This window comes from Bradyrhizobium macuxiense (assembly GCF_001542415.1).
Classification (GTDB): domain Bacteria; phylum Pseudomonadota; class Alphaproteobacteria; order Rhizobiales; family Xanthobacteraceae; genus Bradyrhizobium; species Bradyrhizobium macuxiense.
Genome location: NZ_LNCU01000072.1, coordinates 128571 through 144235, shown reverse-complemented (window position 1 = coordinate 144235; position 15665 = coordinate 128571). Strand labels below are relative to the sequence as shown.

General features: G+C 64.0%; 12 protein-coding genes and 1 pseudogene. 7 read left to right on the top strand and 6 right to left on the bottom strand.

All coding sequences use genetic code 11. From position 1 onward, the window contains the following. The first annotated feature begins 111 nt into the window (after window positions 1–111). The 3 genes from AS156_RS20880 to AS156_RS20870 are packed head-to-tail and all read left to right on the top strand — an operon-like array spanning window position 112 to window position 3040. Complete coding sequence (locus tag AS156_RS20880) at window positions 112–1134, top strand: TRAP transporter substrate-binding protein (protein ID WP_066508151.1); 1023 nt, start codon at window positions 112–114, stop codon at window positions 1132–1134. Then, entirely contained in the window at window positions 1131–1685 is a 555-nt protein-coding gene (locus AS156_RS20875) for a TRAP transporter small permease (protein ID WP_136626343.1), read from the top strand. The genes AS156_RS20880 and AS156_RS20875 overlap by 4 nt, the downstream gene beginning before the upstream one ends. Beyond that, a complete protein-coding gene (locus AS156_RS20870; RefSeq protein WP_066508149.1) occupies window positions 1682–3040 on the top strand; it encodes a TRAP transporter large permease in 1359 nt (452 codons plus the stop codon). Before AS156_RS20875 ends, AS156_RS20870 begins: the two co-directional genes overlap by 4 nt. 70 nt (window positions 3041–3110) lie before the next feature. Here AS156_RS20870 and AS156_RS20865 read toward each other — a convergent pair whose 3' ends face one another. From AS156_RS20865 to AS156_RS20850, 4 genes are all read right to left on the bottom strand, one after another. Beyond that, window positions 3111–4016, bottom strand: a complete 906-nt coding sequence (locus AS156_RS20865) for a hydroxymethylglutaryl-CoA lyase (RefSeq protein WP_066508147.1) — start codon at window positions 4014–4016, stop codon at window positions 3111–3113. Beyond that, window positions 4013–6019, bottom strand: a complete 2007-nt coding sequence (locus AS156_RS20860) for an acetyl/propionyl/methylcrotonyl-CoA carboxylase subunit alpha (RefSeq protein WP_066508146.1) — start codon at window positions 6017–6019, stop codon at window positions 4013–4015. The genes AS156_RS20865 and AS156_RS20860 overlap by 4 nt, the downstream gene beginning before the upstream one ends. A gap of 2 nt (window positions 6020–6021) precedes the next feature. Further along, on the bottom strand, window positions 6022–7626 hold the full coding sequence (locus AS156_RS20855; RefSeq protein ID WP_066508143.1) for a carboxyl transferase domain-containing protein: 1605 nt from the start codon (window positions 7624–7626) through the stop codon (window positions 6022–6024). A gap of 84 nt (window positions 7627–7710) precedes the next feature. Next, window positions 7711–8883 carry an isovaleryl-CoA dehydrogenase gene (locus tag AS156_RS20850; protein WP_066508142.1) on the bottom strand — a complete coding sequence of 391 codons (1173 nt, stop codon included), beginning with the start codon at window positions 8881–8883 and terminating at the stop codon, window positions 7711–7713. 194 nt (window positions 8884–9077) lie between these two features. Here AS156_RS20850 and AS156_RS20845 point away from each other — a divergent pair, with 194 nt between their 5' ends. Together AS156_RS20845 and AS156_RS20840 are read left to right on the top strand one after the other, a co-directional pair. Continuing rightward, window positions 9078–9740 (top strand): TetR/AcrR family transcriptional regulator, encoded by a 663-nt coding sequence (locus tag AS156_RS20845; protein ID WP_066508141.1) that lies wholly within the window; start codon window positions 9078–9080, stop codon window positions 9738–9740. Continuing rightward, on the top strand, window positions 9737–10234 hold the full coding sequence (locus tag AS156_RS20840; RefSeq protein WP_066508139.1) for an Lrp/AsnC family transcriptional regulator: 498 nt from the start codon (window positions 9737–9739) through the stop codon (window positions 10232–10234). The genes AS156_RS20845 and AS156_RS20840 overlap by 4 nt, the downstream gene beginning before the upstream one ends. Before the next feature lie 29 nt (window positions 10235–10263). Here the strand turns inward: AS156_RS20840 and AS156_RS20835 are convergent, their stop codons facing one another. Further along, complete coding sequence (locus tag AS156_RS20835; RefSeq protein ID WP_066508137.1) at window positions 10264–10569, bottom strand: ETC complex I subunit; 306 nt, start codon at window positions 10567–10569, stop codon at window positions 10264–10266. A 226-nt stretch (window positions 10570–10795) separates the two neighbouring features. On the opposite strand from AS156_RS20835, the pseudogene AS156_RS20830 reads away from it, so the two are divergent. After that, a pseudogene (locus AS156_RS20830) lies at window positions 10796–11916 on the top strand (OpgC domain-containing protein); the annotation flags it as partial. Window positions 11917–11977: 61 nt separating this feature from the next. Here AS156_RS20830 and AS156_RS20825 read toward each other — a convergent pair. Beyond that, the gene (locus AS156_RS20825) at window positions 11978–12868 is read right to left on the bottom strand and encodes a VOC family protein (RefSeq protein ID WP_066508135.1); all 891 of its coding nucleotides are present in this window, start codon (window positions 12866–12868) and stop codon (window positions 11978–11980) included. Between the two features lie 858 nt (window positions 12869–13726). Here AS156_RS20825 and AS156_RS20820 point away from each other — a divergent pair. Further along, window positions 13727–15665 (top strand): TOMM precursor leader peptide-binding protein (locus AS156_RS20820; protein WP_245312992.1); only part of this gene is annotated, 1939 nt, incomplete at its 3' end.

The window sequence follows — 15665 nt, the reverse complement described above, 5'->3', positions numbered from 1 at the left end:
TATCAGGGCGCCTCGAACTATCAGACTAGAGAAAATTCACGAGAAGACCGGCTATGGTGCGCCCGGCATCGGCCTAGCCAGCCACTCAAGAAGCTCATCAGGGGGAGAACCATGCTCACACGCCGCCACGTCCTCGCATCCGCCATCGCCGCGCCGGCCATCCTGCGGATGGGCATCGGGACCGCACATGCTGCGACCACGCTGAAGATCTCGCACCAGTTTCCCGGCGGTACTGTCGACAAGGGTGACTTCCGCGACCGGCTGTGCCGGATGTTCGCAGCCGAAGTGGCGAAGCGCTCGGGCGGCGAGATCGCGGCCGAGGTCTATCCGAACTCCTCGCTGATAAAGACCAACGCGCAGTTCTCGGCGATGCGCAAGGGCGCGCTGGATATCAGCCTGTATCCGATGCCCTATGCCGGCGGCGAGTTGCCGGAGACCAATATCGGCCTGATGCCGGGGCTGGTCACCACTTACGATCAGGGGCTGCGCTGGAAGAAGGAGCCGGTCGGCAAGGCGCTGACCGACTTCCTCGCCGACAAGGGCATCCTGCTGCTGACCTGGGTCTGGCAGGCCGGCGGCGTCGCCAGCCGCTCCAAGGCGATCGTGGCGCCGGAAGACGCCAAGGGCATGAAGGTGCGCGGCGGTTCGCGCGAGATGGACATGGTGCTGCAGACCGCTGGTGCAGCCGTGCTGTCGGTGCCGTCCAACGAGATCTATGCGGCGATGCAGACCGGCGCCTGCGATGCCGGCATCACCTCCTCGACCAGCCTGATCTCGTTCCGTCTCGAAGAGGTCGCGAAGTCGCTGACCTCGGGCGCCGGCGCCTCCTACTGGTTCATGCTGGAGCCGCTGATGATGTCGAAGGCGATCTTCGACAAGCTGCCGAAGAACCAGCAGGACATCATCCTGACCGTCGGCTCCGAGCTCGAAGCGTTCGGCCGCAAGGGCGCGCAGGACGACGATGCCGAGGTCGCCAAGGTCTATGAGAAGGCCGGCGCCAAGGTCAGCGCGCTCGATGCCGCTGTCGTCGGCAGGTGGCGCGACATTGCGCGCGACACTGCCTGGAAGGACTACGGCGCCAAGACGGCGACGGCAGCCAACCTGCTGAAGCTCGCAAGCGACGTCGCCGCATGATGCATGGTCCGGTCGCGGATCAAGCCGAAAGCACCAGCGCTGCCGCGGGCAACTCGCCCGTAGCCGTGCTGGAGCGCGCGCTGTCGATCTGCAACACCGTCATCGTGGTGTTTGCCGCGATCGCCCTGGTCGCGGCCTGCGTCATCCTGAGCTACAGCGTGCTCGGGCGCGCCCTGTTCCACATGGCCAACTACTGGCAGGACGAGGCGGCAGTGTTCCTGCTGGTCGGCGCCACCTTCATGACGTCGGCCCATGTGCAGAGCCAGCGCGGTCACGTCAGCATCGAGGCATTCGTCGGCCTGCTCTCGCCGCGGGCGAACAGCATCCGGCTGTGGCTGGTCGATGTCGCGAGCTTCGCGTTCTGCACATTCTTCGCCTGGAAGTCCTGGACCCTCGCGCACGAGGCCTATGTCGACGGCCAGGTGTCGAATTCGATGTGGTCGCCGCCGCTCGCAATCCCCTATGGGCTGATGGCGCTGGGCATGACCCTTCTCTGCGTGCAGATCCTGCTGCAGATCATCGTCCCGCTGACCTCTGGCACTCGTCGATGACCGTATTTGGAATTGGTGTCTCCTACGGGCTCGCCACCCTGTTTGCGATGTTCTCCGGCATGCCCATCGCATTTGCGCTTGGCGCGGTCGCGGTCGTGTTCATGGCGATCTACATGCCGGCGGCCTCGCTCGATACCGTGACGCAGAACGTCTACGAGGAGATGGCCTCGATCACGCTGCTGTCGATTCCGCTGTTCATCCTGAAGGGCGCGGCGATCGGTAAATCGCGCGCCGGCCAGGATCTCTATTCAGCGCTGCATGCCTGGCTGCATCGCGTGCCCGGCGGGCTCGGCGTCGCCAACGTGTTCGCCTGCGCGCTGTTCGCGGCGATGGCGGGCTCCTCGCCCGCGACCTGCTCGGCGATCGGCTCGGCCGGCATCCCGGAGATGCGCAAGCGCGGATATTCCGGCGGCTTCGCGGCGGGCATCATCGCCGCCGGTGGCACGCTCGGCATCCTGCTGCCGCCCTCGATCACGATGATCCTGTTCGCGGTCGCTGCCGAAAAATCACTTGGCCGGCTGTTCCTCGCCGGCATCGGTCCTGGCCTTTTGCTGGTGACGCTGTTCGGCCTCTATGCGGTGTTTCGCTTCCGGAAAGAATATGCCGCCGCCCGCGCCGCCTATGACGCCACCGGCAAGGACTCTCCGATCCTGCAGCACGACGAGTTCACCATGGCCGAACGCTTCAGCGCGCTGCCCCGCGTGATGCCGTTTGTGCTGCTGCTGACCGGCGTGATGATCGCGCTCTATGGCGGCTATGCGACGCCGTCGGAAACCGCTGGTCTCGGCGGCCTGCTTGCGCTCGCGCTGATCGCGGTGATCTACAGCGTCTGGCGGCCGAGCGACCTGTCGCCGATCATGAAATCGACGATACGCGAATCCACCATGCTGATGCTGATCATCGGCATGTCGCTGCTCTATTCCTACGTGATGAGCTACCTGCACATCTCGCAATCAGCAGCGGAAGCGATCGTCGCCATGCATCTGCCGCGCTGGGAGCTGTTGTTCGCGATCCTGGTGATGGTGATCGTGCTCGGCTTCTTCCTGCCGCCGGTCTCGATCATCCTGATGACCGCGCCGATCATCCTGCCGCCGCTCCGCGCCGCCAATTTCGACATCATCTGGTTCGGCATCGTGATGACCATCGTGATGGAGATGGGCCTGATCCACCCGCCGGTCGGCCTGAACATCTTCGTCATCCGCAATGTCGCGCCCGACGTCCCCCTGAGCGAGGTGATCTGGGGCACGCTGCCGTTCGTGCTGCTGATGATGTTCGCGGTGCTGCTGCTGTGCTTCTTCCCGGAGATCTCGACCTGGTTGCCGGATATGGTGATGGGGCCGGACGGGAGCAAATGAGGTTCGTGCAGGATGGGTAGAGCGAAGTGAAACCCATCGCCTCCGTGGGTTTCGCCGCGCTCGACCCACGCTACGAAGCGCGCTTCTTCTTCGCGTTCAGTGCTGAGGCGACACGGCTCACCGGCGGTCGGCCAAGCAACGCCGCGACCTCGTTCGTCGCAGCCAGCAGCTTCTCCATATCGACGCCGGTCCTGATCCCCATGCCCTCGAGCATATAGACCACGTCCTCGGTCGCGACGTTGCCGGTGGCGCCAGGGGCGTAGGGGCAGCCGCCGAGGCCGCCAGCCGCGGAATCGATGACGCGGACGCCCTCCTCCATGCCGGCATAGAGATTGGCGAGCGCCTGGCCGTAGGTGTCGTGGAAATGCATCGCGAGGTTGGCAGCGGGAACGCTACCGCCGACCGCCCGCATCAGCTCGCGGGCCTTGACCGGTGTGCCGACGCCGATGGTGTCGCCGAGCGAGATCTCGTAGCAGCCGAGATCGAACAGCGTCCTCGCGACATTGACCACTGCTTGCGGCTCGACCTCACCGTCGAAGGGGCAGCCGAGCACGCAGGAGATATAGCCGCGCACCTTGATGCCGTCGGCTTTGGCACGCGCCAGCACCGGCTTGAAGCGCTCAATCGATTCAGCGACCGAGCAGTTGATATTGGCGCGAGAGAAGCCTTCGGAGGCCGACGCGAACACTGCGATCACCTTGGCGCCGGCGGCTTGCGAGGCCTCATAGCCCTTCTCGTTCGGCACCAGCACATGGAACTCGCCCCTGAGATGGCTGACGCCGCGCAGCACTTCCGCCGATCCCATCATCTGCGGGACCGCCTTGGGTGACACGAACGCGCCGACCTCGACCTTCGGCAGGCCGGCGTCGATCAGACGCTCGACGAAGGCGATACGGTCAGCGACGCTGATCGGCGTCTTCTCGTTCTGCAGCCCGTCGCGTGGGCCGACCTCGATGATGCTGACGCGATCGCTCATGACGCCGCCGCCTCGACCTCGGCAAGCTCGACACCTTCGCCGACGATATCGCCGACCTTGCATTTGAGCTTCGTCAAGATGCCGGCGTACGGCGCCCGCAGGGTCTGCTCCATCTTCATCACTTCCAAGGTCAGGATCGGCGCGCCCTTCTCGAGCATGGCGCCTTCCTCCGCCAGCAGCGCCACCACGGTGCCCGGCAAGGGAGCGACGATCTTGTCCTCGCCGACCTGCTCCTCACTCTCGCCGCCGAACGGATCAACCCAGTGCAGGTCGAAACGGCCGTTGCGGGTGCGCAAGTAGAGCTCGTGGCCCTCGATGACCGAGGCGATGCGCGACTTCACGCCATTGAGCGTCAGGTCGAAGCCGGCGTCGTCAGGTGATGAGATGGAGAAGGTCAGCTCACGCCCACCGACGGAAAGCGTCGAGGGTCCGCTGCCGTAGTGCAGCGTGATGGGCAGCTCGGGACCGTGGCTTTGCCGGAACGAGAACACGCGCTGGCGGCGACCAACCGGCATCCAGCCAAAAGCCTGCCAAGGTGAATTCGCCTCGCTGCGCGCGACCTTCTGCTCCGCGTTCACGATCGCGGCGACCGCCGCGCACAGCTCGAACTCACCGGCCGCGCCCTTTTCGGCCGTCAGGTTCTTCAACTGGCGCTCGATGAAGCCGGTATCGATCGCATTGGCCCGCGTATCTGGATGCGTTACCAGCGCCGACAGGAACGGGATGTTGGTGACGATGCCACGGACGTCGGTCTCTTCCAGCCCGCGGTTGAGCTTCTCGATCGCGGCCTGCCGCGTCGGCGCCCAGGCGATGACCTTGGCGAGCATGGCGTCGTAGTACGGCGATACGCTGTCGCCGCTGCGATACCCGGCATCGATGCGCAGGCCATCGCCTTCCGGCGGTGTCCGCCAGGTCTTGATGCGGCCGACCGAGGGCATGAAGTTCTTCTGCGGATTTTCCGCGTAGACACGCGCCTCGATGGCATGGCCGTTCAGCCTGATCTCGTTCTGCTTCAATGGCAGCGCCTCGCCGAACGCGACGCGGAGTTGCCATTCGACAAGATCGACCCCCGTGATCAGTTCGGTGACGGGATGCTCCACCTGCAAACGGGTGTTCATCTCGATGAAGAACACATCCTTGCCGTCGGAGACGAACTCGATCGTGCCGGCACCGACATAGTTGACCGCACCGGCCGCCTTGCGCGCGGCCTCGCAAACTGTATCGCGTTGTGCGTCGTTCAAGGTCGGCGACGGCGCCTCCTCGATCACCTTCTGATGCCGCCGCTGCAGCGTGCATTCGCGCTCCCACAGCGAGAGCAGATTGCCGTGGCTGTCGCCGATGATCTGCACCTCGATATGGCGGGGATTCTGGACGTACTTCTCGATCAGCATGCGGTCGTCGCCGAACGCCGCCTTGGCCTCGCGCTTGGCGCTGACGATTGCAGCCGACAACTCGGCCGCTGAATTGACAACGCGCATGCCACGGCCGCCACCGCCGGCCGACGCCTTCACCAGCACCGGGAAGCCGATCCGGTTGGCTGCGTCCGCAAGCGTCGCCTCGTCCTGCACCTCGCCGTGATAGCCCGGCACCAGCGGCACGCCCGCCTTCTCCATCAGGGCTTTCGACCCCGATTTCGAGCCCATCGCCGTCATCATCTCGGCGGTGGGGCCGACGAACACCAATCCGGCCTCGAGGCAAGCCTGGGCGAACTCGGCATTCTCCGAGAGGAATCCGTAACCCGGATGAACCGCCTCAGCGCCGGTCTCGCGAGCGGCGGCAATCACGCGTTCGATGTTGAGATAGCTGTCGCGGGCCCGTGCGGGACCGAGCAGCACGGCCTCGTCAGCCAGCGCGACATGCGTCGCGTCGCGGTCGGCCTCCGAATAGACGGCAACGGTGCGCAGCCCCATGGCGCGCGCGGAGCGGATGACGCGGCAGGCGATCTCGCCACGGTTGGCGATCAGAAGCGTGCGGAAGCGCCGGTAGAGTTTTGAGCGGTCCATGGTCACATCCTGAACAGGCCAAACTTGGTCGGCTTGATCGGCGCATTGGCGGCGGCCGACAGCCCTAGCCCCAACACCAGCCGCGTGTCGGCGGGATCGATCACGCCGTCGTCCCACAGCCGCGCCGTGGCGTAATAGGGATTGCCCTGCTTCTCGTATTGCGCACGTATCGGCTCACGGAATTTGTCTTCCTCTTCAGCCGACCAAGTCTCGCCCTTGGCCTCGATGCCGTCCCGCCGCACCTGGCTCAGCACCATCGAGGCCTGCTCGCCGCCCATCACGGAGATGCGGGCATTGGGCCAGAGCCAGAGGAAGCGCGGGCTGTAGGCGCGGCCGCACATGCCGTAATTGCCGGCGCCGTAGGAGCCGCCGATCACGACGGTGAATTTCGGCACGCCGGCGGTCGCCACCGCAGTCACCAGCTTGGCGCCGTCGCGCGCGATGCCGCCGGCCTCGTACTTCCTGCCGACCATGAAGCCGGTGATGTTCTGCAGGAACACCAGCGGAATGCCACGCTGGCAGCACAGCTCGATGAAATGCGCGCCCTTCAGCGAGCTCTCGCTGAACAGGATGCCGTTGTTGGCGATGATGCCGACCGGATAACCCCAGATATGGGCGAAGCCGCAGATCAGCGTGGTGCCGTAGAGCTTCTTGAACTCGTCGAATTCGGAGCCGTCGACGATCCGTGCAATGATGTCGTGCACATCGAACGGCTTGCGGCCGTCGGCGGAGACCACGCCGTAGATTTCCTCCGCCGGAAACAGCGGCTCGCGCGGCGCACGCATGTTGAGCGTCGCGGGCGTCGGCTGCTTCAGCGTCGCCACGATTCGGCGAGCGATGCCGATCGCATGGGCATCGTTCTGGGCGTAGTGGTCCGTCACGCCCGATTGCCGCGAATGGACGTCAGCGCCGCCAAGCTCTTCGGCGGTAACGACCTCTCCGGTCGCCGCCTTCACCAGCGGCGGGCCGCCGAGGAAGATCGTGCCCTGGTTGCGCACGATGATGCTCTCGTCCGACATCGCCGGCACATAGGCACCTCCCGCGGTGCAGGAGCCCATCACGATCGCGATCTGAGGAATGCCCTGCGCCGACATCTGCGCCTGATTGTAGAAGATGCGGCCGAAATGCCGCTCGTCGGGAAAGATCTCGTCCTGCAGCGGCAGGAACGCGCCGCCGGAATCCACCAGGTAGACGCAGGGCAGATTGTTCTGCCGCGCGATGTCCTGGGCGCGGAGGTGCTTCTTCACCGTCATCGGGTAGTAAGTGCCGCCCTTGATGGTGGCGTCGTTGGCGACGATGATGCATTCGCGCCCTGAAATACGTCCGACGCCGGTGATGACGCTCGCCGAATGCACGTCGCCACCATAGAGGCCATTAGCGGCCAAAGGCGACAGCTCGAGGAACGCCGTGCCGGGGTCGATCAGGAGGTCGACGCGATCGCGCGCCAGCATCTTGCCGCGCGAGGTGTGACGCTTGCGCGAGGCCTCGCCCCCGCCTCCGGCAACTTGATTGAGCTTGTCGCGGAGCTCCGCGACGAGGCCCCGCATCACCTCGGCGTTACGGGCAAATTCGGAAGACGTTGGATCGATCGTCGAATGAAGCGGCATGTGTTGCACGTTTCGTTGGTGATATCGTCAGGACTTTGCGCAAGCCGGATCATCGCGCCAATCGGTGCGATGGGGCCTGCGAGCTTACACCGTCTTCGCGAACAGCTCGCGACCGATCAGCATGCGGCGGATCTCGCTGGTGCCGGCGCCGATCTCATAGAGCTTGGCGTCCCGCAGCAGCCGGCCGGTCGGATAGTCGTTGATGTAGCCGTTGCCCCCGAGCAGCTGGATCGCATCCAGCGCGCATTGGGTCGCCTTCTCGGCGGCGTAGAGGATCGCGCCGGCCGCATCTTCGCGCGTGGTCTCGCCGCGATCGCAGGCCTTGGCCACCGCATAGACATAGGCCCGCGAGGCGTTCATCGTGGTGTACATGTCGGCGATCTTGCCCTGCACCAGTTGGAAGCTGCCGATCGGTTCGCCGAACTGCTTGCGCTCGTGGACGTAGGGCAGCACCACGTCCATGCAGGCCTGCATGATGCCGATCGGACCTGCCGCCAGCACCGCGCGCTCATAGTCGAGCCCGGACATCAACACATGGACGCCGCGGCCGACCTCGCTGAGCACGTTCTCCTCCGGCACCTCGCAATCCTCGAACACCAGTTCGCAGGTGTCGGAGCCGCGCATCCCGAGCTTGTCGAGCTTCTGTGCGGTGGAAAATCCCTTCATGCCCTTTTCGATGATGAAGGCGGTCATGCCGCGCGGCCCGGCATTCGGATCGGTCTTGGCGTAGACCACCAGCGTATCGGCGACCGGGCCGTTGGTGATCCACATCTTGTTGCCGTTCAGCACGAAGCGGTCGCCCTTCTTCTCGGCGCGGGTCTTCATCGAGACCACGTCGGAGCCGGCGCCGGGCTCCGACATCGCGAGCGATCCGACATGCTCGCCCGAGATCAGCTTCGGCAGATATTTGCGTTTCTGGGCTTCGTTGCCGTTGCGGCGGATCTGGTTGACGCAGAGATTGGAATGCGCGCCGTAGGACAGCCCGACCGAGGCTGACGCCCGCGAGATCTCCTCCAGCGCGACGCAATGCTCGAGATAGCCGAGGCCCGACCCGCCGAACTCCTCCTCGACGGTGATGCCGTGCAGGCCGAGCGCGCCGATCTTCGGCCAGAGGTCGCGCGGAAACTGGTTGGAGCGATCGATCTCGGCTGCGCGCGGCGCGATCTCGTTGGTCGCGAAATCATGCACCGTCTCGCGGATCGCATCCGCGGTCTCACCGAGGTCGAAATTGAACACTGCCGCCTGGTTCGAGGCCATGATCCCTCCCTTAGAGATTCATCTTGCAATTAAACGATCATACGTTTTTTTATTGGCTTCGCAAGCTGTCATGCTATGGTTTCCGAATGATCCCGGCAGCGCATTGAATCTGCTAGGATTTTGTGCAATAAACATACGGTCGTTCGCTTGTTTCCGAGTTATCTGCCGCAAGCCAACACCCATCCGAGGCTCCGATGGCACGCACGATCGGCTCACACGGCCCGAAGACGCTGGAGGCGATCCGCAAGGCCGGCGTACGCCTGATCTACGAGCATGGCTACGAGGCGATGAGCCTGCGCCAGCTCGCCGCCGAGGTCGGTATCCAGGCCGGCTCGCTCTACAATCATATCAGCACCAAGCAGGATCTGCTGTTCGATCTGGTGCAGGACCATATCAACGATTTGCTGCGCCAGCTCGACCTCGCGCTCGAGGGCAAGACCGATCCAGTCGAGAAGCTGCGCATCTTCGTCGGCTTTCACGTCAGCTATCACATGACGCGGAAACGCGAGACCTTCATCGCCAACTCCGAACTGCGCAGCCTCGAGCCCAAGAACTACGAGGTCGTCGTGGCGCTCCGCGGCGCCTATGAGGGGCGGCTGACCCAGATCCTCGCCGACGGGGTGGCCGAAGGCGCCTTCGAGGTCGTCGACATCCAGATCGCAACCTTTGCAATCCTCGCGCTGCTGACCGGGCCGTGCAGCTGGTACCGCCCCGGAGGCCGGTTGACCAAGGAGGCGATCCTCGCGGCCCATGAGAAGCTGGTGCTGTCGGGCGTCGGCGCGGCACAGACCGCAACGGGCGAGGTGCGCGAGGCCAGCAACCGCCCCCACAGCGCCCTGGCCGGTGAGCGCCCGTGACGGAACGCCAACAGTTCGATGACATCGACCTCAGGATTCTGTCCGAACTGCAGCAGGACGGCCGGATCAGGATCAACGAGCTCGCCGCGCGCGTCGGTATCACCGGCCCACCCTGCCTGCGCCGGGTCAGGGCGCTGCGCAGCCGGGGTGTGATCCAAGCGGTCCGCGCGACCCTCAACGAGCGGATGCTGGGCTACGAGGTGACGACCTTCGTCCTGATCCAGCTCGACAACCAGATGCTTTCGGCGATCGAGGCGTTTGAGGCCGCGGTCGCGGCGGTGCCGCGGTTCCTGCAGTGCTGGCGGATCTCAGGCGACGCCGATTTCATGCTCAAATGCGTCGCGCTTGACGTCAATGACATGCGCCAGCAGCTCCTGCAGTTCGCAGGCCTGCCGAATGTTCGCAAAATCAGAAGCTTTCCGGTGCTCGGTGTCTCCAAGGACGCGCCGCTGCCGATTCTCGGCAGCCTGCCGGTGCCAAGCCCGGCGACCTGATCACCGGGCCCGCTCGGCGGGTGCCCACCCTAGTGGGTCCAGGGCTCCCAGCGGCGAAACGCGAAATTGTCGGCGTACGCGATCTGGCGATGCGCCGAAGCCTGCGGTTCGATCACCTGATAGGCGATGCCCTTGCGTTCGCAATAGGCCACCGCCTCCTCCTTGGTCTCGAACCGGAGCGTGAGCTGCTGCTTCATGTCGCCGGACGAGGTCCAGCCCATCAGCGGCTCCACGGTGCGCGGCTGCTCCGGCTCGTAGTCCAGTTGCCATTCCTGGGCCTTGGCACGTCCCGATTGCATCGCGTTTTTGGCGGGCTTAAAAATGCGTGCGGTCATGGATCGTCCGGCCCCGTGGGATAAGCGACATGGAAGCGATTGGAGGAAACCGCCGTGATAGTATAGTGGCACCGTTCAGCGATGTGATCGGTGATTCCCTACCTCGGATGTTACCTTCGCCGGACCGGTATAGTCATTCTACCGCGCTGTGACAATCTGGGCTTCGGGGGCTTCCCGCGGCCCGCGGCGCGGTCTTCCCGAACGCATCACCTCGAAGAAGCGGCCCATGGAAATCCACGCCAGTCTCCCCGAAAAAGGACGTGACCTCCGGCTCGACCTGTTCCGCGGAATCGCGAACTGGGCGATCTATCTCGATCACATCCCCGACAACGTCGTGAACTGGATCACGACGCGGAACTACGGGTTCAGCGACGCCGCCGATCTCTTCGTGTTCATCTCCGGCTATACGGCATCCTTCGTCTATGCCCGCATGATGCTGGAGCGGGGCTTCATCGTCGGCGCCACGCGGCTGACCAAGCGCGTCTGGCAGCTCTATGTCGCCCACATCATCCTGTTCGTGATCTACATCGCCTCGATCAGCTATCTCGCGCTGCGCTTCGGCGATTCCGAGATGATCAACGAGTTCAACGTCGCGGGCCTCGTCGACAATGCGACCGAGACGCTGCGGCAGGGCCTGTTCCTGAAGTTCAAGCCGGTCAACCTCGACGTGCTGCCGCTCTACATCGTGCTGATGGGCCTGTTCCCACCGGTGTTGTGGTTCATGCTGCGGCAGCCGAACTGGACCATGCTGGCCTCGCTGGCGCTGTGGCTGGTGTCGCGGCACATGGGCTGGAACCTGCCGGCCTACCCGGCCGGGACCTGGTACTTCAATCCGTTCTGCTGGCAGGTGCTGTTCGTGTTCGGATCATGGTGCGCGCTCGGCGGCGCACGCAAGAACATGCACATCATCAACTCGCCCTATACACTGTGGTTCTGCGTCGCCTATCTGATCTTCGGGCTGATCATGACCATGGCCGGTCGCTTCCCCGAATTCGGCGCGATGTTCCCGGACTGGCTCTATTCGGCCTTCAACCCGAACGACAAGACCAACCTCGCGCCCTATCGCTTCATCCACTTCGCGGTGATCGTGGTGCTGGTGATCCGCTTCATCCCGAAGGACTGGTCGGCGCTCGAGTGGAAGGTGTTCGACCCGCTCATCGTGTGCGGCCAGCAATCGCTCGCGGTGTTTTGCGTCGGTGTGTTCCTGTCCTTCGTTGGACACTTCGAGCTCTCGATGAGCTCCGGCTCGCTGTTCGCGCAGATCTTCGTCAGCATCTCCGGCATCGCGATCATGACGATCGTGGCCTACTACATCTCCTGGTCGAAACGGCAGGACAAGCCGCTCAANNCGGCCAAGCCGCCGGCGCCTGCCAAGGCCGGCTGATCACGACCGACTGACTTGTCAGCCTCACTTGCCCGGCGGCCGCCGCTTGCCGCCCGGCTTGTCACTCCGCCACCTGCCCTGTGACGAGAACTCGTCCCAGTTGGCGGTCCAGCGAAATTCGGCGGCCGGCGCCTTCGCGATATTGTCGGGCGTTCGCAATCCCTCGATCGCGAACGTCGCGCCCTGCGGATCGAGGCAACGGGCGATCCAGCTCCCGTCCGGCAACTCAAGCGGCCCCTCGTAGACTCGTCCGCCGCCGGCCTTCACTCGAGCCATCGCCGCGTCGAGATCGTCGACGTTGAAATAATAGAGCCAGAACGCGATCGGCTCGAGCGGACGCTTGTTGAAGATTCCGCCGGCAGCCCGACCACCAGTTGAGAATTGTTGATAGGGATCGCCGGCCAGGAAGCCGCCGTCAACCGGTTGCCAGCCGAACACCGTGCTGTAGAAACCGAAGGCCCTGCGCCAGTCGGCCGCGAGCAGTTCGTGCCAGCCGACTTGCCCAAGCGCATCAAGGTCAGCGACCGGCGGCGGAGCAATCGTCAAGCCGCTCACCAGTCCAAACGTCGCCCGCTGCGGATCGGCGACGATCGAGACACGGCCGATATTGGTGCTGGTCGGCGGCACATAGATGGCACCGCCAAGTTCTTGAAGCCGGTGGACGGCAGCGTCGACGTCTCGGACATGGACGTAACCGATCCATCTCGGCGTCGCGCCATGGCGTCTGCCCTCTTCCGGCAGCTCCATCAGACCGCTTCGCGAGGCCTCGTTCGAGATGAACAGTTTGTAGGAGAGTTCGGGTGTGGAAACGTCCTTTGTTTCCCAATGCAACACGCTCCCGTAAAACGTGCTCGCGCCTGCCACGTCCGTGGTCAGAAGCTCGTACCAGGCGAAGCTCGTCCCATCATCCTCCATTCCGATTCCTCGTTCCGTCTCCGGGGCAATCGCAGTGCAACACGGGCTGCTTGCGTGCCCTGGAATTGTGCTGGACGATGCGGCGTGTGTGATAACACAAGTTACTGATCACGTTCATCAACATGAACCGGAAATGAATCGCGCGCGCTGCTGCATCGCGCGCATGCGCAGCACATCTTGCATGCTCAGATCGTGAAGCGTACAAATGTCCGGGGTGGACTCGAGAACAGTTTCGTTAGGAATGGAGGATGCGATCATGCCACGGGTGAAGCAAGCCCCCAAGCGGCAGCGCGTGACTAAGGCCGCCGTGCCCGCGTTGGGTGCGGCCGGATTGACTCTCTCACTGGTGGGAAGTGCATCCGCATCAGCAGTACCGACAGCGGACGCGCCGAAGACCTCAAGCTACACGCCGACGCATGCCATCACGCTGAACGACGAAGAAATCGCTGACGTCAGCTTGGCAACGTTCCACCTCTTCGACAAGGAAGATCTCGGGAGCGGCGTTCAGGTCGCGCGCGGATGCGGCGGCTGCCGCGGATGTGGTGGCTGCCGCGGATGCCGCGGTTGCCGTGGTTGCCGCTGCGGCGGTTGTTGGGGATGCGGTGGCGGCTGCTGCCTGTCGTGGGGCGCGTGCCGCCTCTGCTGATCCAGACGGCATTGCGTTGACACACATCGTTCGTCATGGCCGGGTTCGACACACGTCGACCCGGCCAATTCATGTTGTCCAAATTCATGCCGTCTCGATGTCGTCTCGCGGCGCGGCACATGAATGGTGAGATCAGCGCCGCGCACCGTCAAATTCTTGGCACAGATACTCGGCTCGAATACTCGGCCCGCCAGCTCCACAGGAACGATTCCTTGCCCAGAAAATCCACGCAGCAGGCCAACAAGGACGTCCTGCAGTTCGCTCCGAATTTCACCGCCTACCTGCTGCCTCCCGACGTCGTCTGCCTCTATTCCGAAGACCGAAAATTCTTTCTTCACGGCGAGCTCTATTGCGCGCTGGCGTCGATGATCGGCACAAACGGTTGCAGCGCCACCAAACTCGTCGTCGATCTCGGACGCAAGTTTCCGCCCGACAAGGTCAATGAGGCCATCAAGCGCCTGCTTGATCGCCGCTATGTGATTCCGAAGCCGTCGGCTCCCGGCAACGCCGTGGCGGGGTTTTGGGCGAGCCTCGGGCTGCCCGCCGCGGTCGTCGAGCAGAATCTTCAAAATTGCCGCGTTCGGCTTGAAGCAATCGACGTCAAGGGCGGCGCCGAATTGAGCAAGGCGCTGCAGTATCTGGGCGTCCGCATCGTCAAGACGTCGCCCGACCTCACGGTCACACTGGTCAACGATTATCTCGATCGTCGGCTCGCCGAACCCAACCTGGAGCGCGCGTCCGGCAAGTCGCCCTGGTTGCTGGTGCAGCCGTCCGGCGCATTTCCGCTGGTCGGGCCCGTGTTCAAGGCGGGCGAACGCGCGTGCTGGACCTGCCTGTTCGATCGGATGATCCGCAACCGCGAGGTCAAGGGATTCCTCGATCGTAGCGCTGCGCGGCCTGTTGCCATGTCGCCGCTTGCGCAGCAAACGGTCGGGCAGAGCGCCGTCCAGTTTGCGGCGATCGAGATCGCCAAGGCGATTGCCAGTGGCTTCCGCACCGATCTGCGCAATCACATCCTGAGCCTCGACCTCCTGGGCTCGACCATCGCCAGGCACTACGTCGCGGCGCGCCCGCAATGCCCAACTTGCGGCAGCAAGAAACTGCAGAATCCGCGGCGGGCACCGCAGCCGATCGAGTTGGGACCGGGCGCCAAGCTCGTGATGACCAGCGGCGGCTATCGCACGGTGTCGTCACGCAGCACGGTGGAGCGATTCAGGAAGCATGTCAGCCCGCTCACCGGCGTGGTGACGCGGCTGGAGCGGATCGACGTCGATCTGCCGATGAACACCAATTTCTACGCCCAGCATAATTTCTCCGCGCCGGCGCAAAACGTCGACCAGCTTCGCGCGGGCTTGAACGGCGGCAGTTTCGGCAAGGGCAGCACCGCCGAACAGGGCGAAGCCAGCGCGCTGATGGAAGCGATCGAGCGCTATTCAGGCATCTTCCAGGGCGACGAGATCCGGGTGCGAAAGCGCTTCACCGACTTCGCGCCTGATGACGCCATCCGTCCCAACGACATCCTGCTATTCAGCGACGAGCAATATCGGACGCGGGCGATACCGAACGAGAACGATTCACACCATACTCAACCGGCGCCCGATCCATTCGATCCGTCCGAGCGGATCGAGTGGTCGCCGGTCTGGTCGCTGCGCGACAAGCGGTTCAAATACATTCCGACCAGCCTGTTGTATTTCTTCTACGAGGGCCCCGCCCCCTTCGCCGCCGATTCAAACGGCTGCGCGGCCGGCAATACGCGCGAGGAAGCGATCGTACAGGGCTTCCTCGAACTGATGGAGCGCGATGCCTACGCGATCTGGTGGTACAACCGATCGCAACGGGCGGGCGTCGACCTCGACCAGTTCGACGACTCCTATGTCCGCGATCTCAAGAACCAGCTCGAGGAGTCCGGTCGCCGGCTCTGGGTGCTCGACATCACCAGCGATCTCGGCGTCCCCACCTATGTCGCAATCGTGCACTGGATGCAGAACGGACAGGAAAATATCGAGTTCGGGTCCGGCGCCCACTTCGATCCGCGCATCGCGCTGCTGCGCTCGTTGACGGAGTTGAACCAGTTCCTCTCCATCGGCCTGATGGGCGGTGGCAGCGGCGAGAAGCCGAGCCTCGACGGCGTCAATCCGCTGCGGCTTGCGG